Below are 20,438 nucleotides of genomic sequence, written 5' to 3'. Positions count from 1 at the left end.
TCCTTACTTATGGCCACAGAAACTTATGACCACAGGAGCTTATGACCATAAAATTTAGCGGGTGATACCCGATGTCGCGCCACGAGCCGCTCGCCATTGCCGCTCCCGCTGTAGTGTTTCCAAGGCCATCGGCGTCACCAGTTTCAGTGCTTTGGTAGGGCAAACCTCAATACAGGCCGGGCCTGCCTCCCGCGTATGACACAAATCACACTTGTGCGCCCGCGCCCGCTCGGGGCTGTGATTATTCGCCTGCTCAATGATATTCATCGCCCCAAATGGGCAGACCAACATGCAGGTTTTGCAGCCGATACAGTGCGAAGCCAACACCTGCACCCCATGCTCGCCAGTAACAATCGCCCCATTTGGGCAAGAGTTCTCACAGGGGGCATCCTCGCATTGATGGCAGAGAATCGGGGTGCTGACCGCAAAACTTTTCATCACGCTCAGACGCGGGTGGAACTGTTCCGGCGTAAGGGTGCTGGCCCTATTATCCGCGCTGTGGGCCACCACACAGGCGATTTCACAGGTGCGGCAGCCAATGCACTGGGTCATATCGGCAATAACAAATCGGTTCATCTTCTCTCCTGGCCACCAGCTAAAAAACATTAATCACTTACAAAACATGAAGATAATAAGCAATGCTTTCGGCCGCTTTGCGCCCCTCGGCAATGGCAGTCACAATCAGGTCCGCACCGCGCACGATGTCCCCCCCAGCAAAGATCTTGGGATTACTGGTTTGATACGGATAGCCTGAGATGGTCGGCGCAACCACCCGCCCCTGTTTATCCAGCACCACATTGTGCTCGGCCAGCCACGACATGCGGTGTGGGCTGAAACCAAATGCCATGATCACCGCATCGGCAGGAATAATATGTTCGGAACCGGCGATAGCCTGCGCCTGCCGCCGCCCTTTGGCATCCGCCTGACCCATTTCGGTACGCACCATTTTGATACCCGTCACCTGCCCCTGTTCATCGACCTCAATCCGTTGCGGTTGGAGATTAAACATAAAATCAGCTCCCTCTTCGCGCGCATTTTTGACCTCGCGCTTGGAACCTGGCATGTTCTTTTCATCGCGACGATAGGCGCAAATGACATTCGCGGCTCCATGACGCAATGAGGTGCGCACACAATCCATCGCCGTATCACCGCCACCTAATACCACCACCCGCTGGTTTTCCATGCTGACATAGGGGTGAGCGCTGCTGGCGGTATAGCCCATCAGATGTTGGGTATTACCAATCAGGAATGGCAGGGCATCGTAAACCCCTGAGGCATCTTCATTTTCCAGCCCAGAGCGCATCGAGCGGTAGGTGCCGACCCCCAGAAAGAGCGCGTCATAATCACTGAGCAAACTCTCCATCGTGATATCGCGACCAATCTCGGTATTCAGGCAAAACTCGACCCCCATCTCGCTGAAGATCTCACGCCGGCGGCTCATCACCCCTTTTTCTAATTTGAATGCGGGGATACCAAAGGTCAGTAAACCGCCGATTTCGGGATAGCGGTCAAACACCACGGGCGTGATGCCATTGCGCACCAAAATATCTGCACAACCTAGGCCCGCAGGCCCTGCGCCGATAATCGCCACCCGCTTGCCTGTCGGTTTGACCTGCGACATATCGGGCCGCCAGCCCGTGGCTAATGCGGTTTCCGTGATATGCCGCTCAATCTGACCAATGGTGACGGCACCGTCATGGTCATTGAGTGTGCAAGCCTGCTCACACAGGCGATCTTGTGGACATACGCGGCCACAGATCTCTGGCAAGCTGCTGGTTTGATGGGATAATTCTGCCGCTTCATGGATGCGTCCCTGATGGGCCAAAGCAATCCATTTTGGAATCTCGTTATGTAGCGGGCAAGTCCACTGGCAGATAGTTTTATCGCCACAATTCAAGCAGCGCTCCGCTTGCTCATTGATCTGACCGTCGGTGAACGGCAGATAGATTTCAGCAAAGCTGCTTTTCCGTTCCGCCAGTGGAATCTTTTTCGGCTCCCACCTTGGGGTGCGTGGGCGCTGCAACAAATTGACGGGGGCAGCATCGCGGATATTTTTGCTTAGCGGGCTGAAAGAGTGCGTCACACCGGCAGAAGTGGCGCTGCTAAACAGGCGGCCATTGTGCTCATTCAGTGCCGTGCGCTGACGTTTTAGCCGCTGCTGGTTCAGCAGATAGTGCTGATCGACCAGTGTCAGCGCCTGAGTTGGGCAGGTTTTGATGCAGGCGGGGCCATCAGGCTGGTCAATACAAAGGTCGCATTTCTGTGCCTCAGTGCGCTGATAAGCATCGGCCAGACGATGGCTGGCGGGCTGGACGGTCTCAGTCACCACCGTCATCATGCCAAATGGGCAGGCAATCATGCAGGTTTTACAGCCGATACATTTTTCCTGAATAACCTGAATACTATTATTCATCTCAACAATGGCCCCATTGGGACAAGTGCTGGCACAGGGGGCGTCTTCGCAGTGATGGCAAAAAACTGCCGTCGCACTCAATGTGCCATTAACACTCTGCGGGTCATTGAAATCTTGCCGGCCCTTAAACACCTTAAGCCGGGGCGTGAAGTATTCCGGTTTATCAGGGAATTTGCCCTCATGATGTGCCACCACACAAGCAACTTCACAACTCCGACACCCAATACAGCTCTCGGCGTCAGCAACAATAAATGGATTCATCTTATTTTCCCAGAAGTCATACTATTGCCGGATAAATAGTTATTATTTGCAACAACGTTTCACAACTCTATCAATTCATTAACCTTACAAACATAGTGGCTATAATGCGATATTATTACAATTAATTTTTGATGCAAAAGAATTGGGTTAATGCTGATATTTTTGGTTAATTAAATTGGCAAACGCCCTAATGAAAAAGAATTAAATCCAGGAGGAAGAGATTCAAAATAGGCGATTACCCCGTTTATTCTTTTTTATAAAGGGGATTAATTGGTTCAGGATGAACTGACCCTTTAATTAATCTCGTAGTTTCACTGATTAAAGAGTGATCTAGATCACTTTAATTCCAGATATCAACCGGATTTTATTAAAATCAAGATGAATTGTGATGTTAAGCCCATTGTGCTGTACAGCCACACAACAATTAAATGATTTACCCACATTTTTTTGGGCCGATGCACAATGCGATTTATTGCCCATCTCCATATAATGTCCACAGCGCTAATGAAGACATTTTGATAATTAAATTTTGCACTTATATGACACCAAATAAAAAATAGGTTATTGCATCTGATTCATAACGAACATAAATGCGGCAACCTAAAAAATGATTTATAGAGGGTATAAAAATGAGTCTGGAAGCCGCTGTACCTGAAAAACGGACCCACGTCCGATATATAATATTATTGATTATCTTTATTGTGACGGCAATTAACTATGCTGACCGGGCAACATTATCTATTGCGGGCACCGAAGTAGCAAAAGAGCTGCAATTAGATGCCGTGGCAATGGGCTATATCTTCTCTGCATTCGGTTGGGCTTATCTGCTGATGCAAATACCAGGCGGCTGGTTGCTAGACCGCTACGGCTCCAAACGTGTCTACACCTACAGTTTATTCTTCTGGTCACTCTTCACCTTTATGCAAGGCTTTGTTGACATGTTCCCGATAGCTTACGCTGCTATCTCCATGTTTATCATGCGCTTTATGTTAGGTTTTTCTGAGGCACCCTCTTTCCCGGCTAACGCCAGAATTGTCGCGGCTTGGTTCCCGACGAAAGAGAGGGGCACCGCATCAGCCATATTTAACTCTGCACAATACTTCTCACTGGCTATATTCTCTCCACTGTTAGGGTATTTAACCTTTGCTTGGGGCTGGCAGCATGTATTTACCGTCATGGGCGGGTTGGGTTTTGTATTAACCATCGCTTGGGTTAAATTTATTCATAACCCAACGGATCACCCTGATATGTCCGCTTCAGAGCTTGAATACATCAAACAAGGCGGTGCCGTTGTTGATATGGATCACAAGAAACCTGATGGTCATAAAAGTGGTCCTAAATTAGATTACATGAAGCAATTGTTATCCAGTCGAATGATGTTGGGCGTCTTCTTCGGGCAATACTTTATTAATACCATTACCTGGTTCTTCCTCACCTGGTTCCCTATTTATCTGGTGCAAGATAAAGGAATGTCTATTTTAAAAGTGGGTATGGTGGCCTCAGTTCCCGCCTTATGTGGATTTGCCGGGGGTGTATTAGGCGGCGTATTCTCAGACTCACTCATTAAGCGCGGCCATTCACTGACCTTCGCCCGTAAACTCCCTATCGTGTTAGGGATGCTATTGGCATCCAGTATTATTCTGTGTAACTACGTCGACAGTGACGTTGTGGTCGTGGCATTAATGGCATTAGCCTTCTTTGGCAAAGGTTTCGGTGCCTTGGGTTGGCCGGTCATTGCCGATACCGCACCTAAAGAGATTGTTGGCCTGTGCGGGGGAATGTTTAACGTCTTTGGTAATGTCGCTTCTATCGTCACCCCTTTGGTTATCGGCTACTTGGTGAGAGAGTTACACTCCTTTAATGCCGCATTAATCTTTGTGGGTTGTTCTGCCCTAATGGCGATGTTCTGCTACTTATTTATTGTCGGTGATATTAAGCGACTGGAATTAAAAACTTCCTAATGGCATAAAAATAGAATTTAAGATGAATAGTATTCAAGATAAATAATGGCTGTATTGAGAAGAATAACAGTTATATTATCGATATAAATATTATAAGGATAATATTATGAGCACTTGTAATCGTCCTGTAGATAACCCGCTTTATATTAAAGTACAGGACGCGGATAACGTTGCCATTGTGGTGAATAACAATGGGCTTTGTGCTGGCACCCGGTTTAAATGTGGCCTCGAACTGATTGAGCATGTCCCACAAGGCCATAAAGTCGCCTTGGTCGATATCCCTCAAGGCGGGCCGATTATCCGCTATGCCGAGGTGATTGGCTTGGCAGTCCGCGATATTGCCCGTGGTGGCTGGATAGATGAATCACTGGTCGAGTTACCTGCCGCCCCCGCGCTGGAAACTTTGCCCCTTGCCACCGCCGTCCCCGCCCCATTGCCGCCACTGGAGGGTTACACCTTTGAGGGCTACCGCAACGCGGACGGCAGTGTCGGCACCAAAAACCTGCTCGCCATTACCACCAGCGTCCATTGTGTGGCGGGCGTCGTCGATTATGTAGTCAATATCATTGAGCGCACGCTGCTGGCGAAATACCCAAATGTCGACGGCGTGGTCGCGCTCAATCACCTTTATGGCTGCGGGGTTGCCATCAATGCCCCCGCAGCGGTTGTGCCCATTCGCACCATTCACAACCTGGCACTCAATCCCAATTTTGGCGGGGAAGTCATGGTGGTGGGCCTCGGCTGTGAAAAGCTGCAACCTGAACGCCTACTGGAAGGGACGCCGGATGTGCAGGTTATCTCACTGGATGAGAGCAATATTGTGCGCCTACAGGATGAGAAACACGTGGGCTTCCGCTCAATGGTCGATGAGATCCTGCAAGTGGCTGAAAAGCACCTGCAACGCCTGAACCTGCGCCAGCGCGAGACCTGCCCGGCCGCTGATCTGGTGGTGGGCATGCAATGTGGCGGCAGTGATGCTTTCTCTGGTGTGACCGCTAACCCTGCGGTGGGCTACGCCTCTGACTTGCTGGTGCGCTGCGGGGCGACAGTCATGTTCTCGGAAGTGACCGAAGTCCGCGATGCCATCCATTTGTTAACACCGCGCGCCGTCAACGAAGAGGTAGGCAGACGGCTGCTCGAAGAGATGAAATGGTACGATGACTATCTCGAAACCGGTAAAACTGACCGCAGCGCTAACCCTTCTCCGGGGAATAAAAAGGGCGGGCTGGCAAATGTGGTTGAGAAAGCACTGGGTTCAATTGCCAAATCGGGCCGCAGCGCCATTGCGGAAGTGCTCTCTCCCGGTCAGCGCCCAACTCAGCGGGGGCTGATCTTTGCCGCCACACCCGCCAGTGATTTTGTCTGCGGCACCCAACAATTGGCCTCTGGCATTACCGTGCAGGTATTTACCACCGGGCGCGGCACCCCCTATGGGCTAGCGGCAGTGCCGGTGATCAAAATGGCGACGCGCACTGATCTGGCTAACCGCTGGCATGATTTGATGGATATCGACGCCGGAACCATTGCCACTGGTGATGCAACCATTGAAGAGGTCGGCCAGAAATTATTTGAATTGATTCTGGATATTGCCAGTGATCGCAAGCGCACGTGGTCAGATCAGTGGGGGCTGCGCAATGCCTTGGCGGTGTTTAACCCCGCGCCGGTGACCTAACACTCTCTGCACCGCGACTTTCTGCACTGCTCTTGGCCGAGTCACTGACTCGGCCTTGTTTGTTCACCCCACGACTTTTGCTCACCCCGCTACTCCTGTTCCCCCAACTGCAAGGCCACATACAGCAACAGACGGTCATCAAAGTTCGCCAAATCCAGCCCTGTCAGCTCCGAAATACGATTCAGTCGATATTCCAAGGTGTTACGGTGAATGAAAAGCGCTTTTGCCGTCGCCGTCGGCTGTACATTGTGGCGAAACCAACAGGCTAACGTCCGGCGCAGCAGGCCATTGCTGTCCATTGCCCGCAATTTGGCTAACGGCAACGCCAGCTCATTGGCTTGCCAGCCGCCGCGCAGACTGTCCAGCAGAACCGGCAGCACCAAATCCTGATAGTAATAGCTACGTTGCTCCGGCAACCGCTGTTTGCCCACCGCCATCGTGGTGCGGGCTGTTCGGTATGAGCGGGCGATGCTGCCGGGGCCAGTAAAAAAGTTCCCCAATGAGAGCCGCACCCGCAGGCGGCCTCGCTCCGTCATGCGGGAGAGTAACAACTCCATCCGCCGCCGATGGTCAATAGCATCCCAGCGGCCATGACTGTTCAGCGCCGGTTTCAGCACCACCATTTCAGTCAGGGAGACAATCGCGATCAGGTTGTTGCGCTCCGGCGTCGTCAGCAGGGTTTGCAGCTCCTGCAACTCCGACATGGCGCTGTCGACACTCAACTGGCCGCTGTCCACATCCACCACCGCCACCACCCGCGGCTCATTGATATCTACCCCAAGCCGCTGCGCCCATTCAATCAGCGCGGGTGATATCTCTTCAGTACGAATTAGGTTGAGTACCAGCTCTTCACGTAAACGGCTGTCTTGCGCCAGCAGATGCACTAGCCGCGCCTGCTCCATCATCATCTCTGCGGCCATGCAGACCAGTTCGCCATATTGGCGCAGTTGGCCCGGATTGCCAGTCAAACCAATCACCCCGACGATCTCCCCCTCAAGGCGCAACGGCAGGTTGATCCCCGGCCTCACGCCGTGCAACTGGCGAGCCACCGCGTCATCAATATCGACGATCCGGCCATGAGAGAGCGACAATAGCGCCCCTTCATGCAGCTCGCCGAGGCGCTCTTCATCGCCGCTGCCAATGATCCGCCCTTTGCCATCCATTACATTGATATTGGTATCAATGATCTTCATGGTACGGGTGACGATCTCTTGGGCTAGTCGGGGGTCAAGATTATATACACTCATGGAAGGGCCTCAATCTGGGCTGATGCACCAGCATATGAGGTCTGACGAGGGATTACATTGGACAAATGCCCAACTTACATCATGAAGAGAAAGAGTTGCGGCGAGGGTCACAAAAATGGCGAATACAAGCGGGGTGTTGTGGGAAATAGGGGCGGTCAGACAGGAGATCGGGGCCAATCCATCGTCAGCCCTGATCACCTGCAAATTAGGCTTTGCCCGCCGCCATACCTATCGCCAGTGTCGCGGCGATATTCCGTGCGGTTCGGAACACATTATCGGCGGCATTATCCAGCGCCTGCTCTAAAGTGCAAATACTGTAAATCACACTGAATACCGCATCCAGACCCTGCTCATACACCACATCCACATCGTCTGTCAGGCTACCGGCAATCCCAATCACCGGTTTGTTATAACGTTTAGCCACTCTGGCGACCCCAATAGGAACCTTGCCGTGAATGGTTTGGCTGTCGATGCGCCCTTCGCCAGTAATCACAAAAGTGGCGTCCCGCACCAGTGCGTCCAGACCGAGCGCATCCGTCACAATATTGATGCCAGGACTTAAGGTCGCCCCACAAAATGCGAGCAGTGCCGCACCTAATCCCCCTGCCGCACCCGCCCCTTCAACCTGATCAACGTCAATATCCAGATAACGTTTTATCACGCCAGCATAGTGCAATAACCCCTCATCCAGTTGGGCGATCATGTCTGGTGTCGCGCCTTTTTGCGGCCCGAAAACTGCCGAGGCCCCTTCGCTGCCGGTTAGCGGATTAGTGACATCACAGGCGACATCAATTTGGCACTGCTGAATACGGGGGTCGAGGGCGGTGATATCAATCACATCCAGATCAGCCAGTTTATCGCCCCCCAACCCCAGCGGCTGGCCCTGCTTATTCAGCAGCTTAACCCCCAGCGCCTGCGCCATACCTGCGCCACCATCATTGGTTGCGCTGCCACCGATACCGATAATGATATGTTTCACCCCCTGATTCAGCGCGTGCAAAATCAGTTCACCCGTGCCATAGGAGGTGGTTTTCAGTGGATTACGCTGTGCGATGGGGACAAGCTCCAGCCCGCTGGCGGCGGCCATTTCAATAAATGCGCACTTTTCATCACCGGAGATACCGTAAAAAGCATCGACGTTATCCCCTAACGGGCCGGTCACATCGACCTTGATAATTCTGCCAGCAGTCGCCGCGACCATGGCTTCTACTGTGCCTTCGCCACCATCAGCAACCGGCAACTTGATATAGTGCGCGTCAGGAAACTGGGTGCGAAAACCCGCTTCAATCTGCACCGCAACCTCTAGCGCGGATAAACTTTCTTTATAAGAGTCCGGGGCGATGACTATTTTCATAAATGATTCAATCTCATGAGCTATCCGACATCACGCAGGCTCAGACTTTATCAATCAGCCGTTCAGGATATCGGGATGCTTATCAGTATAGCTTTGCTACTCAATGGTCGGCACCTGAGAGTGCCGACATCACTGATTAACGTGTCACTTCAACAACTAACGTGTCACTTCAACCTTGGCCAATTTCTCGTAATAACAGGCCAACGCGCTGTGGTCGGCATCACCCAACCCATCCGCTTTCAGTGCCTGCATCATCTCCATGACGGCCGCAGTCAGTGGCAATTGCGCCCCTACGCCGTGAGACGTGTCGAGAGCATTAGCCAAGTCTTTGATATGTAAATCAATGCGGAAGCCCGGTTTGAAGTTACGATCCATCACCATTGGCGCTTTGGCTTCCAGTACGGTACTGCCCGCCAGCCCACCACGAATGGCCTGAAACACCAGATCAGGATTCACGCCCGCTTTGGTCGCCAAGACCAGCGCTTCAGACATCGCCGCAATATTCAGCGCCACCACCACCTGATTAGCCAGTTTGGTCACATTACCAGCACCGATATCTCCGGTATGCACCACAGAGCCACCCATAGCTTTCATGATGTCGAAGCACTTATCGAACACCGCTTTATCGCCGCCGACCATTACGGACAAGGTGCCATCAATAGCTTTTGGCTCGCCACCACTGACCGGCGCATCTAACATGGCGACCTGTTTTACCTCCAGTGCTTCGCTGATTTCACGGCTAACCAAAGGGGCAATCGAACTCATATCAATCAGCACAGCCCCCGGTTTTGCCCCTTCAATCACGCCATTCTCACCTAACACCACCTCTTTCACATGGGGGGAGTTAGGCAACATGGTGATAATAATGTCGCACTCTGCTGCTAGCGCTTTTGGGGTGGCCGCCGCAGTCGCACCGGCACTGAGCAGCTCATCCAGTGCCGCAGAATTCCGATCAAGAACCATTAATGAGTAGCCTGCTTTCAACAGATTTTTACTCATTGGCTTTCCCATAATCCCTAAACCAATAAAGCCGATTTTCATTTGTCACTCCTCAATTTAAGTCGCAAGGCCGTCAATACGGCAGCGCTGAATGCTTGATACAGACTCACTACTATTTCTTAAATTTGTCGCACAGCGCCTGAGTTGCACTGCGGAATACCCCCAAATCACTGCCGACCGCCACAAAAGTGGCGCCCCACTCCAGATAGCGGCGGGCATCAGCATCAACAGGGGCCAGAATACCGCTCGGCTTACCCTGCGCTTTGGCACGGTCAAAAATATGACGAATCACTTTTTGTACTTCGGGATGGTTTGGCTGCCCCAAATAACCCAGCGCAGCGGAGAGATCCCCCGGCCCGACAAATATGCCATCCACCCCCTCGACTGCGGCGATAGCATCTAGATTGTCGACCCCTAGCTGACTTTCGATTTGCACCAGCACGGTAATGTTGTCATTGATGGTAGCGAAGTAGTCCGGCACAGTGCCGTAATGGTTGCCACGATGGGAGACGGAAACCCCGCGTATCCCTGCGGGCGGATAGCGGGTTGAAGCCACCGCACGTACCGCCTCCTCCTCACTCTCAACAAAAGGAATCAGGAAGTTGTAGAAACCGATATCCAATAAGCGCTTGATAATAATTGGCTCATTGCAAGGTGCGCGTACCACGGGGGCGCTGCCGCTACCTGTCAGAGCCATAAGCTGCGGAATAAATGTCGTGACATCATTCGGGGCGTGTTCACCGTCCAATACCAACCAATCAAACCCCGCCAGACCCAGAACTTCCGCTGAGATATGATTTGCCAGCGCACTCCAGCAGCCAATCAGGGTTTGCCCTTGCTGTAGGTTGCGGCGGAACTGATTAGGATAATTTGGGAGACTCATTTTCGATCCTTATGATAGAACGCCCGGCCTGAAACGAAGGCTCGATGCAGGGCGTTATGCAATTCAGGTTGCCAGCGCACACAGCACGCATTTTGTGGCTTAATCTTGTGCCTGTTTCTGTACGATTCGGTATCGCTACAATTCACGGTAATCATTATAAAAACTACGTTCCAATAAACCATCGGGCAAAAGAACAAGAATAATAAGTTATTCGCGAATGCTTATAGGCAGATGCACAATACAATGCAGACTGCTTCACAGACTCTGGCCGCGTAAAATCACCTAATACTTAGGATGCTATCGATGAGCCACTAAAGAGTTCACCAGATCTCGCCACAGTAGTGATAAGGTACAGAGTCGGCAGGTGGAGAGTGTCAATCCGTTTTGAACTCTCTGCCGCTGGCACTATTTGCGCAATAGGCCAAGGTAAACCACACTTGCCAGAGACGAAGTTGGAGGAGAGCAACGTGCAACGTGAACAAGTATTAAGCAGTGCGCTCAATCTGTTAGAGCTACAAGGATTGGCAAATACGACTCTGGAGATGCTGGCAAAAGAGGTCTCGGTTGAAATCAGTGACCTAACCCGTTTTTGGCCCGACCGCGAGGCACTACTATATGACTGCCTGCGCTACCACGGTCAGCAGATAGATACCTGGCGGCGTCAATTGCAGTTGGATGAGACATTATCGCCGAAACAAAAGCTACTGGCGCGCTATCAGGCGCTCAGTGAACAAGTACAAAATCAGCGCTATCCCGGCTGCTTGTTTATTGCAGCCTGTAGCTTTTATCCCGATGATATCCACCCTATCCACCAATTGGCAGAGCAACAAAAAGAAGCCTCGCTGCACTATACTCTGGAATTGCTGAGAGAGATGGAGGCTGATGATGCCGAGATGGTCGCCCAGCAAATGGAGTTGATTTTGGAAGGTTGCTTGAGCAAGTTGCTGGTAAAACGCCAACTGGCCGATGTTGACGTCGCTAAATGTCTGGCAGAAGATGTATTGGCCGTCGCCCAGTGCCGAAAAAATGGTGCATTAAGCTAAGCTATGCCAGGGTAGGATTTCAGGCCAATTTGCGCAGAACTTTGCACTTTTGCCTGAAAAGAGAGCGATCAACACGCTTTTAGGGATTTTAAGCTATAAATTCGTTGACGATCAGCGCCCAATACGGTTTAATGCGCCCCGTTGCCCGGATAGCTCAGTCGGTAGAGCAGGGGATTGAAAATCCCCGTGTCCTTGGTTCGATTCCGAGTCCGGGCACCAATTTCAGAGCCTGTTCGTTAAGAGTTGAGATCCTTAACGTGCATGACATAAGTACCCGAAACAGCGTCGTGTGATAAATATACTTATCGCATCGATTGTTGAACACTCGGGACTAAGAAGCCGGAGAGTGTTTAGACCACTCTCTGGCTTTTCTCGTCCTTCCGATAAGAATTCTTACAGTTTCTGACCGGTAGTGTCAATCTTATGTAAAGGAAAGCAGCATTTTTTTGCTTTCAATCACTTAGATTTGACTTAAGATTAATCTTGTCCGCCAAAAACCTCCTCTAACGCTATACGTAAACTGTCCATATTGCCTTCAACATACTCCAGCGTCACAGCCACACTTGAATGTCCCAACAGTGTTTGAACCACTTTCAGGTTACGGTCCGGGGATTTCATCATGTCAGTAGCAATGGTATGTCGGAAACGGTGTGGAGTGATGGTGCACTGACACTCCGTTGAGAGCCGGCGGAAAAAACCGCGCAGGGGTTGATAAGCCATCACATCTGTTAAGATATTTTTTCGCCCATCAAACCGGCTTGCGTTAAACAACATATCACCGTGCGTAGCACCACGCTCTGTGGCAGACAAAACTAGCCGTTCCAGTCTTGGCCGCAGTAATCGGGTTATAGGTACCCGGTGTTCCCGGTGATTTTTTGAGGCTTCCGGCCGTAAATTTATCCATCCCCCCTCTAGATGCACATCCTCAAGACGAATATTGAGCAGCTGATTCTGTCTCATTCCCGTGTAGCGAAGCGTATCTACCACACTGAGCCAGAACCAGGCTGGTCGCAGAGCTGAGCGAAACTTTCCAATCACACCTAAGCTTTCCTCTCTTTCCCTCGCTTCCAGCAGCAAATAGATTTTTTTTATCTCTGTCTGAGTGAGCGTTTTTTTCCGTTTAATATCGGGTCTGGCAATCACGCCATTAAAGGGATTGTCTTTTAGGGAAATAAATTCTTGCAGCAGCGCATGATTATAAATTGCACGCATATGAGCCACTTTGTTATTCCATGTTATCGATGACAGTCCCTGTTCACTTAAGACATGCCGCCGCCAGTTTAATACGGTCAGCCTGTTGACCTGACCAGGTGAAACCTTATCGCCTGTGTAACGTCTGAATGAATTAACAACCTTCCTGTAACTCCACTCTGTAGCGGGCCTCAATGTTTTGCTGAAAAAATAATCCTGCAGAATATCGTCATAATTAGTTGAATCCATTTCATTCTCCCTATTACTTAATTAAATAAGCCCTAATGCTATTTATTGGGTGACAACCACCGGCTGTCTGCGAGCACGACACCTGGTTTAAAGAGTTGTGAGGCCAAAATCATATAGCCTGACATTCGGGTAAATCGCCCTTCCCTGCTCTCACTCTCATATTTCCTGTAGATATATATCCCCTTACCACTCCTCGAATAATGCTTATTCAGTGCTTCAAAGCTTTTTTGGGTCTCATCTTTATCTCCCGCCATATTTTCCTGCGCGGCCAGGTACCGGTAAAAACAATCCGGTGTCTGAATAAAGACGTACTGCGCCATAGCATGCAGCAGGCTGTCCTGCCCATTCACACTTAAAGCGCCCTCCTCAATAGCATCAATCAGCCAACGCCAGAAATGTTCCCCCAGTGTGAGCGGCCCGGCAGGAGCAGGCTGCACCGGTACCGCCACCGGAAGACCATCAGCAGGACAGGCCTCATCCACGAGTTCCCCACCGGTCATTTTATCCAGCAACGTCAGCAACTCCCCCGGCGTACCGCCACCATGTTGCGACACCTCCCTCGGTTCAGCATCCTCATCACTCATCCCGGACTGGCTGATGGCAGAAACCAGCTCTGGCATGACCGAAATGACAGCCTCACCGCCCAGCAACTGAGTCTTATTATCATCAGTTACAGCAGAAACAATGGGACTGACAGCAGATTCAATTGAGGGATGTTCGGCAAAGTCTTGAGGCGCGCTCCCGCGTAAAGGTTCCGTATTTTCTGCTACCAATTTGAGTGAAGGTTGTAGAGATGTGCGCAGTGAAAGCAGCCCGCATTTTTCGCGGGCCTCGCTCACAGCAGCATGAAGAATGGCACCCGCAGGTTTATCACCCGAAGGTAACCCAGTAACGCGTCCGTCAGTGCCGGCCAGCGGGCTGCCCACCGTAAGCCCTCATAAGGTAGTAGGCGATAAGCCGATGCGGCAGCCCTCACTGTTGAATTCGTGGTCTGCTCACAAAATCTGACCCGCCAGGGCGCATCCGGTACCTCGAGCCCCGCATACCACCGGCGACCGTCTTCATGAAACACCGCCATTTGTTCAAGACTGCCCAGGTCATGCAGCAGTGCTGACCAAAAAATCGCCGTACACCACGCAGCACCCTGCTCAGCCTGTTCTTCCGGGGCAGCTCCCGGTGGCAGCATCCATCCCCGGGATAATCTGACGGCGCAAACGGCCACCTCCAGCGCCTCATCCAGCATGCCCCCCTCACGGGCATAGGGACCCGTGGATGATGCCGGTAATTGCTGGAGTCTGACCGCCAGTTGCTTAACAGGCTCCAGCCAGAACGCTTCCCAAACAGGCCTCGAGAAAGGACTGTTGTCCCACAGCTGTTGCAGCGCCTGCTGTCGGGCCGATGTGCCAAGAAGCATTTCAGCGCTTTGCGGTGAAAACCAGCCGCCAGTGCTGCGGTGATCCAGCACCTCCGCGCCCTGAGCCGAAGCCCCCTTTGCCTGGTTATGTAACTTGCCTGCAATCCACTTTAACATTGCCCCCCCTGCCAATCCTCAGTAAAGGGGCATTACGCTATGCTTTGCCACTGTCTTGGCAAGCGGGAACTCTTTATTCATTATCTGCATTAATCCCTTGATCTTTATTTTTAGAAACTGCAGGAAGAGTTTCTGCAGGTCAGGAATAAAGGGATGTGCATAAATGTGGTTTTTCTTGTCACCGGGAAAGCACACACATGAAATCAGACACCGCCTGCCTGGCCCTCATTGTGGTCGGCTGGTTTTTTATCTGCGTCGTTATCACTACCACCATGACAAAGGGGCCCCTCAGCCCGGACAGACTGGTTGTGCTGGGCACCCTGTTTTTTACGCCTGCATTGCTCAAGCCGTTATCACGGTGCATGCTGTTATTCAGAAAGCCCCCGTTTGTCCTGATGAAAAAACAGCACCGGACCTGGCTGCACCTAAACCCCTGGCTCTCCACCGGTCAGCCGGGCCTCAGGGATATCAACCGGTATTGGCGGGCATTAACAGACACACTCAGCGCCGGGCTGGCACAACCCGAGTACCCTAAGGACGTACTAGAATGCTTGTCAGCATTGAATCAACGACTAGAAAATTTTGGACTGAAAGTCCATCCGGATCAAACCCGGTTGGTACGTTTTGGGCGACTTGCCCTTAAGCAGTATGAAGAACGACCTTACAGGGGAAAACCGGGAACGGTTGATTTCCTGGGATTTACCCACTACATCGGTCGCCTGCATAACCTCTGTCCTACCGCGACTGCTATAACTTCCTGTAATCGTGGATCCAGTTAAATCTCCGGACTCGGTGGTCGGGATTACTTCGTAAGGCAATATCATGCAAAAATAAGATAAATCCAAACAATATAGAGAAGCCTCGCTAGCCATAAAAGTAAATTATTAATACTAATTTTTCTTTCTAAGAAGAATTCTTTTAGAAACTCAATTCCATTTTCATTTTCGAATCGTCGGCTTGATAAGAGCCTACAATGAAAGAAAAATAAAACTATTGAAGCTAATCCTATAGTATTAGAAAAAATCAAACCAACCCCTTCATCTTTGATAAAACTAAGGAAAGTTCCAAATATATAAATAAACATGAAAAATGTCATAGCGTAATTAGATGAAATTCTTTTTTCAAAAAAACAGAAATCAAAGAATTTTAAAGGGGCAGTTACATCCCTAAACGAAAATTTCCTATAATGGCAAAAAATAATAAAACATACTACAAAGCCTATTAAACTCAACGCCATCAAAGAAAAAATATACAGTATCATTACTATTTCCCTTCAAAATCATGTTTATATATTTCAGAACTAGTGGAACCATTCATATCTATCTCACCAAATGGGGTTTGTTTTGAAAAACCAGCCCACCCAAAGGTGTAATGATGTGATGGACGCCCCTTACTAACGTAGCCAGTGCCATACTTTTACGGACTGCATTAATCTGGGAGTAACATCACATGAGCAAGATTAGAGTTGTTGGTATCGATATTGCAAAATCTGTTTTTCAAGTATGTGTCTGGATGGTTGATGGCTCCGTTGCCTGGAACAGGAAAATATCGCGTCAAAAATTACTGGATACTCTCCGTCAGTTTGAACCAGGTACGTTAATTGCGATGGAAGCCTGTTCAACCTCTCATTTCTGGGGGAGGACCCTCAGCTCTATGGGATATAGCGTGAGGCTTATCCCTACCCAGCACGTGAAAGCGTTTGCCCGAAACCAGAAGAACGATGCAAACGATGCCCTGGCAATCTGTGAAACAGCATGCCGCCCAGGTATTCACTTTGTTCCGGTCAAGACCACGGAACAGCAGGATATCAAAGCGCTGCGCAATACCCGTCAACTTATGGTTGAGCAGAGAACCGCGCTGGCTAACCAACTTCGTTCTTTGCTCGCTGAATATGGTCTCATTATTCCTGCCGGGATCCAGCGTCTCCAGCAGCAGCTACCTGAACTTATTGAGGATGCATCCAATGGTCTGACATTCACGCTTCGCCGTTTACTTTATTCATTGCGGGAAGATATTCAATCATTGAATGAACGGATTATCTGCCTGGATAAAGAAATTGCTGCATTGTCTTCACAACAGACCGCATATCGCCATTTATTAACGATCCCAGGTGTCGGTCCGCTTATCGCAGCCGCATTTATCAGTGAAGTGGATGCCGTACAGTTCTCCAACGGCAGAGAGTTATCCGCCTGGTGCGGTCTGGTCCCCCGGCAGCACAGTTCGGGAGGAAAGCAAAGATTGTCTTCTGTGACAAAAAGCGGTAATCGCAGCCTGAGAACATTAATCATCCATGGCGCGCGGTCAGTAATGCGCTGCGTGAAAAAACGCGATGACCACCTGGGCCTGTGGCTGAAAAGGCTTGAGGCCCGGCGAGGATTCCTAAAAACGACCGTAGCTCTGGCGAATAAACTGACCCGAATCATCTGGCGCATACTGACCGATGGTGTTGATTTTAATATGAGCAAGGCTTTTGCTGCGAGTTAACGCAATACAGCGTTAAAGAAAACACGTTTCACTGAGTTTGCAGGCACTGATGAGAAAACGGCTACCGTCCCTGTAACAGCCTGAATTAGACCTGGGTAATCGCATACCGGTGTAGTGATAAGGAAACAGGGTTCGGATAACATCATGGCGCAGGTAACTTTACCTACTATGACGCCGGATATATGGTCGCAAACCGTATCGAACCAGTACTTGTAACACCCGGGGCGTCCATATATGGTCTAATCAAACCGGACACTTTGTTAGAGATATAATGAGCAATGCTAACGAGGTGAGAATGCGAAGAAAAACGTTTACCCATGAGTTCAAGCAGGAATGTGTCAATTTGGTTCTGCAACACAAGTATCCGGTGACCCAGGCTGCTGAAACGATGAATATCGGTCTTTCAACATTGCAACGCTGGTTACGCCAATATCGTGGAGAAGTCAGGGGAGATACTCCCATCGCCACCGCGATTACGTCTGAACAACGACGAATACAGGAACTTGAAAAGCAGGTACGTCAGTTGCAAAGCGACAATGACCTGTTAAAAAAGGCTTCAGCCTTCTTCGCCATGGAAATGAACAACGACAAAAAGTCGCGGTGAAGCTGAAGAAGGCCGGGGCAAATATCCAGCAAGTATGTCGATGCCTGTCGCTCACGCGCAGTGTATTTTACGCCCAGAGCAGGCGGCCAGCTCTCAGAGCAGATGTTCTGATGCTTCATGCGGCGGCCAAGTATGTTCATGCTGAAATGGATGCGACGTATGGCAGTCGGCGCATGTGTATTGAGCTGCGTGAGCAGGGTTTTAATGTTGGCCGATACCGTGTCCGTCAGATAATGAAGACCCTGATGCTGGTTGCGAAGCGCCCAGAACGTCATCACTATCCACGTGGTGGTAAACCGGCTGTAGTGGCGGCTAATCTGTTGAATCGACAGTTTAATCCAGAGACATTAAATACCTGGTGGTCAGGTGATATCACCTATCTCCGGACAGCTCAGGGCTGGTTATATCTGGCTATCGTGATGGACTTATGTTCAAGAAAAATAGTGAGTTGGGCCTTCTCGGACAAACCGGACAGCGCCCTGACTATCCGGGCATTACGACTGGCGGTTAATAAACGACGGCCAACAGACCCAGTCGTATTTCATAGCGATCAAGGTGCTCAGTATACCAGCGCCCAGTTCCAGTCCTGCCAGCAGGAACTTGATGTGACGGGCAGTATGAGCCGCAAGGGTAACTGTCTGGATAATGCCATTACGGAGAGGTTCTTCCGCAGCCTGAAAGCAGAGAGAGTTAACTACCGTCGCTATGAAATCCGAAGTCAGGGTATTGCAGACATTATCGATTATATCGACAGTTTTTATAATCTGAAGCGTCGGCATTACCGGCTGGGCAATATATCGCCGAATGAATATGAACGCCGATTACAACAATGTGCCTAAATCCGTGTCCGGTTTTTGTTGACCATTACACATAAAAATGGGTTAAGGATCGTGACCATACCGGACAGTCTACGAATCAGAATCATTGATAAAGTGGATGATGAAGGTAAACCAATAAATGATATTACCCGCTACGTGCAGAGTTACAACGATATTTATCATTTTAGCTTTATCGATACAGCAGAATTAACCACAGCCGAACGTTATATATACGCTAAAAAAGAAAAAATAATAGAAATTTATAGCGGTATTCTAGCTAATGTGGCTGACATAAAAATATCTGAAACATTGAGGCCGGATATATATTCATCAGCAGAAACACTTGGCTGTTGGGATCCTGAAACTCAGTCTGTGGTAATAGCTAGAAAATGTCTTTCTTCTCTCGATATCTTTGCCGGTGTACTGATACATGAGCTTATTCATGCTAAAACAGGTTTCAGCGATGTAAGCAGGGATTTTGAAAATTCACTAACAGATTCAATCGGGGCGTTATGTGCAATAATACTTGAGAATGAAAAAAATCATTCTCAGCCCCTTATTCATCAGATGCCGAATGAAGCCGTGAAGAAAACTAAGCTAAGGTATAGGCCGTGGTATAAGTTCTGGTGAGGATATAATATCTGAGAGTAAAATCTTACCTCTGTACTAACAAATCGTGGTAATCATCCCATGCCCCGCTCAAACTAGATCGGTACATGGGAATAGCCGGATCTCAAAAAGAAAGACTAATTCAATAAAACCACACCATAGAAAGCAGCCACGGCAGCGCCACCCAGCAGATAGACCGGCAACATCACCACATCTGCAGCTACGGCTACCGGATAAAGGGCCCTCTTAGCAGAAGAGGCATTTTTGCTATAAAAATTCACCCGTAAAGGATGCTCAAAACGGAAAATATCGGGCGGTGTAGCACCTTTTCTGTGAATAGTGCCAACCAGATTATCCAGGCTAATGTTGCAAACACCTGTTGTTTCAGTATTGCTTGAGCAATTCCAGTCAGTACTTTTTATCAAAAACTTTATTTTATCTCTCTCTACCGCAGTCTGATAAATATACTTCAGTTCAATATTACCTATGAACCTATCTTTTTTATCATTAAGTCTAAAGCTACCATTCCTGACGACCTGAATTCTTTTTTTATCAATCTGTCCGGTAACTAACAGTGTTGAGAATTCGTCGACTCCCGATGACAACACATAATCGAAATACGTACCAACAAACGCCCAGTTTTTATTACTATCTTGCTGAGCCAAAGACATTCCGATAATGACATCATCATTATAATGAGTATAGCCTGTTTCATGATCCTTGATATCAGCCGAAAGCTGCTTAGTTACGCAGGCCGAAAGAAAAAATGGTAACATAAATATTACCACCAATTTACACGTTAATTTAAAAAAATTAATCACACTGACTCCTTATTGTATTTTTATTTTTCCAGACCAAATTTTTGTCCTATAAGACATATTTTATAGGTTTGCTATTCCAGTATTAGAGACGTTTCTGATAAGCACTAGAGAAAAGCCTCCAATAATGATTCGGGAAGTATTCATTAAATGTGTAGGATAGGTAGGACGTCAGAAATATATTTCGCAGTATTTCATAAGCCCTCCATTTCCAGGCCCGATAATAAATACTTACCCATTACAATAAGCTATCTGGCTCTTCATTAGATTGAATCGGTACGACTCTGTAACAGATTCGTCA

18 protein-coding genes and 1 tRNA gene are annotated in these 20,438 nt (G+C 49.4%); 9 read left to right on the top strand and 10 right to left on the bottom strand.

Annotated features, from left to right (window positions below):
* Positions 1-54: 54 nt before the first annotated feature.
* Both OVO64_RS11785 and aegA read right to left on the bottom strand, forming a co-directional pair.
* Positions 55-576: a 4Fe-4S dicluster domain-containing protein gene (locus tag OVO64_RS11785; RefSeq protein ID WP_267248794.1), complete on the bottom strand. Its 522-nt coding sequence runs from the start codon at positions 574-576 to the stop codon at positions 55-57.
* A 37-nt stretch (positions 577-613) separates the two neighbouring features.
* Positions 614-2,674, bottom strand: coding sequence for a formate-dependent uric acid utilization protein AegA (gene aegA, locus OVO64_RS11780; RefSeq protein ID WP_038636999.1), 2,061 nt, complete (start codon positions 2,672-2,674; stop codon positions 614-616).
* Positions 2,675-3,303: 629 nt separating this feature from the next.
* On the opposite strand from aegA, the gene OVO64_RS11775 reads away from it, so the two are divergent.
* Together OVO64_RS11775 and garD are read left to right on the top strand one after the other, a co-directional pair.
* Positions 3,304-4,635, top strand: coding sequence for an MFS transporter (locus OVO64_RS11775; protein WP_050291539.1), 1,332 nt, complete (start codon positions 3,304-3,306; stop codon positions 4,633-4,635).
* Positions 4,636-4,741: 106 nt separating this feature from the next.
* Entirely contained in the window at positions 4,742-6,307 is a 1,566-nt protein-coding gene (garD, locus tag OVO64_RS11770; RefSeq protein ID WP_050291538.1) for a galactarate dehydratase, read from the top strand.
* An 89-nt stretch (positions 6,308-6,396) separates the two neighbouring features.
* On the opposite strand, the gene OVO64_RS11765 is transcribed toward garD, so the two are convergent.
* The 4 genes from OVO64_RS11765 to garL form a co-directional block, all read right to left on the bottom strand.
* Positions 6,397-7,554: a CdaR family transcriptional regulator gene (locus OVO64_RS11765; RefSeq protein ID WP_038637004.1), complete on the bottom strand. Its 1,158-nt coding sequence runs from the start codon at positions 7,552-7,554 to the stop codon at positions 6,397-6,399.
* A 205-nt stretch (positions 7,555-7,759) separates the two neighbouring features.
* Complete coding sequence (locus OVO64_RS11760; protein ID WP_038637006.1) at positions 7,760-8,908, bottom strand: glycerate kinase; 1,149 nt, start codon at positions 8,906-8,908, stop codon at positions 7,760-7,762.
* Positions 8,909-9,064: 156 nt separating this feature from the next.
* On the bottom strand, positions 9,065-9,949 hold the full coding sequence (garR, locus tag OVO64_RS11755) for a 2-hydroxy-3-oxopropionate reductase (RefSeq protein ID WP_038637012.1): 885 nt from the start codon (positions 9,947-9,949) through the stop codon (positions 9,065-9,067).
* Between the two features lie 70 nt (positions 9,950-10,019).
* Positions 10,020-10,790, bottom strand: coding sequence for a 2-dehydro-3-deoxyglucarate aldolase (gene garL, locus OVO64_RS11750; RefSeq protein WP_038637013.1), 771 nt, complete (start codon positions 10,788-10,790; stop codon positions 10,020-10,022).
* Between the two features lie 467 nt (positions 10,791-11,257).
* Between garL and OVO64_RS11745 the strand changes: the two genes are divergently transcribed.
* Complete coding sequence (locus OVO64_RS11745; RefSeq protein ID WP_038637015.1) at positions 11,258-11,833, top strand: transcriptional regulator; 576 nt, start codon at positions 11,258-11,260, stop codon at positions 11,831-11,833.
* Between the two features lie 143 nt (positions 11,834-11,976).
* A tRNA-Phe gene (locus OVO64_RS11740) sits at positions 11,977-12,052 on the top strand.
* A 258-nt stretch (positions 12,053-12,310) separates the two neighbouring features.
* Here OVO64_RS11740 and OVO64_RS11735 read toward each other — a convergent pair.
* The 3 genes from OVO64_RS11735 to OVO64_RS11725 are packed head-to-tail and all read right to left on the bottom strand — an operon-like array spanning position 12,311 to position 14,804.
* Positions 12,311-13,273, bottom strand: coding sequence for a tyrosine-type recombinase/integrase (locus OVO64_RS11735; protein WP_099462406.1), 963 nt, complete (start codon positions 13,271-13,273; stop codon positions 12,311-12,313).
* 38 nt (positions 13,274-13,311) lie between these two features.
* Positions 13,312-14,199: a conjugal transfer nickase/helicase domain-containing protein gene (locus tag OVO64_RS11730; RefSeq protein ID WP_267248793.1), complete on the bottom strand. Its 888-nt coding sequence runs from the start codon at positions 14,197-14,199 to the stop codon at positions 13,312-13,314.
* Positions 14,109-14,804 carry a TraI domain-containing protein gene (locus OVO64_RS11725; protein WP_267248792.1) on the bottom strand — a complete coding sequence of 232 codons (696 nt, stop codon included), beginning with the start codon at positions 14,802-14,804 and terminating at the stop codon, positions 14,109-14,111. Before OVO64_RS11725 ends, OVO64_RS11730 begins: the two co-directional genes overlap by 91 nt.
* Before the next feature lie 197 nt (positions 14,805-15,001).
* Here OVO64_RS11725 and OVO64_RS11720 point away from each other — a divergent pair, with 197 nt between their 5' ends.
* The 5 genes from OVO64_RS11720 to OVO64_RS11700 all read left to right on the top strand — a co-directional run bounded on the left by OVO64_RS11720 (position 15,002) and on the right by OVO64_RS11700 (position 19,340).
* Complete coding sequence (locus tag OVO64_RS11720) at positions 15,002-15,583, top strand: hypothetical protein (RefSeq protein WP_267248791.1); 582 nt, start codon at positions 15,002-15,004, stop codon at positions 15,581-15,583.
* Between the two features lie 670 nt (positions 15,584-16,253).
* On the top strand, positions 16,254-17,288 hold the full coding sequence (locus tag OVO64_RS11715; protein ID WP_050073401.1) for an IS110 family transposase: 1,035 nt from the start codon (positions 16,254-16,256) through the stop codon (positions 17,286-17,288).
* A gap of 271 nt (positions 17,289-17,559) precedes the next feature.
* Entirely contained in the window at positions 17,560-17,892 is a 333-nt protein-coding gene (locus OVO64_RS11710) for a transposase (RefSeq protein WP_112197747.1), read from the top strand.
* The gene (locus OVO64_RS11705) at positions 17,889-18,731 is read left to right on the top strand and encodes an IS3 family transposase (RefSeq protein ID WP_235896320.1); all 843 of its coding nucleotides are present in this window, start codon (positions 17,889-17,891) and stop codon (positions 18,729-18,731) included. Before OVO64_RS11710 ends, OVO64_RS11705 begins: the two co-directional genes overlap by 4 nt.
* A gap of 93 nt (positions 18,732-18,824) precedes the next feature.
* On the top strand, positions 18,825-19,340 hold the full coding sequence (locus OVO64_RS11700; protein WP_145509875.1) for a hypothetical protein: 516 nt from the start codon (positions 18,825-18,827) through the stop codon (positions 19,338-19,340).
* 116 nt (positions 19,341-19,456) lie between these two features.
* Here the strand turns inward: OVO64_RS11700 and OVO64_RS11695 are convergent, their stop codons facing one another.
* Positions 19,457-20,140, bottom strand: coding sequence for a hypothetical protein (locus OVO64_RS11695; RefSeq protein ID WP_416371390.1), 684 nt, complete (start codon positions 20,138-20,140; stop codon positions 19,457-19,459).
* Positions 20,141-20,438 lie beyond the last annotated feature (298 nt).

The organism is Yersinia sp. Marseille-Q5920 (assembly GCF_946902935.1).
Taxonomy (GTDB): domain Bacteria; phylum Pseudomonadota; class Gammaproteobacteria; order Enterobacterales; family Enterobacteriaceae; genus Yersinia; species Yersinia rochesterensis.
This window is presented reverse-complemented; position numbering and strand designations above follow the sequence as displayed.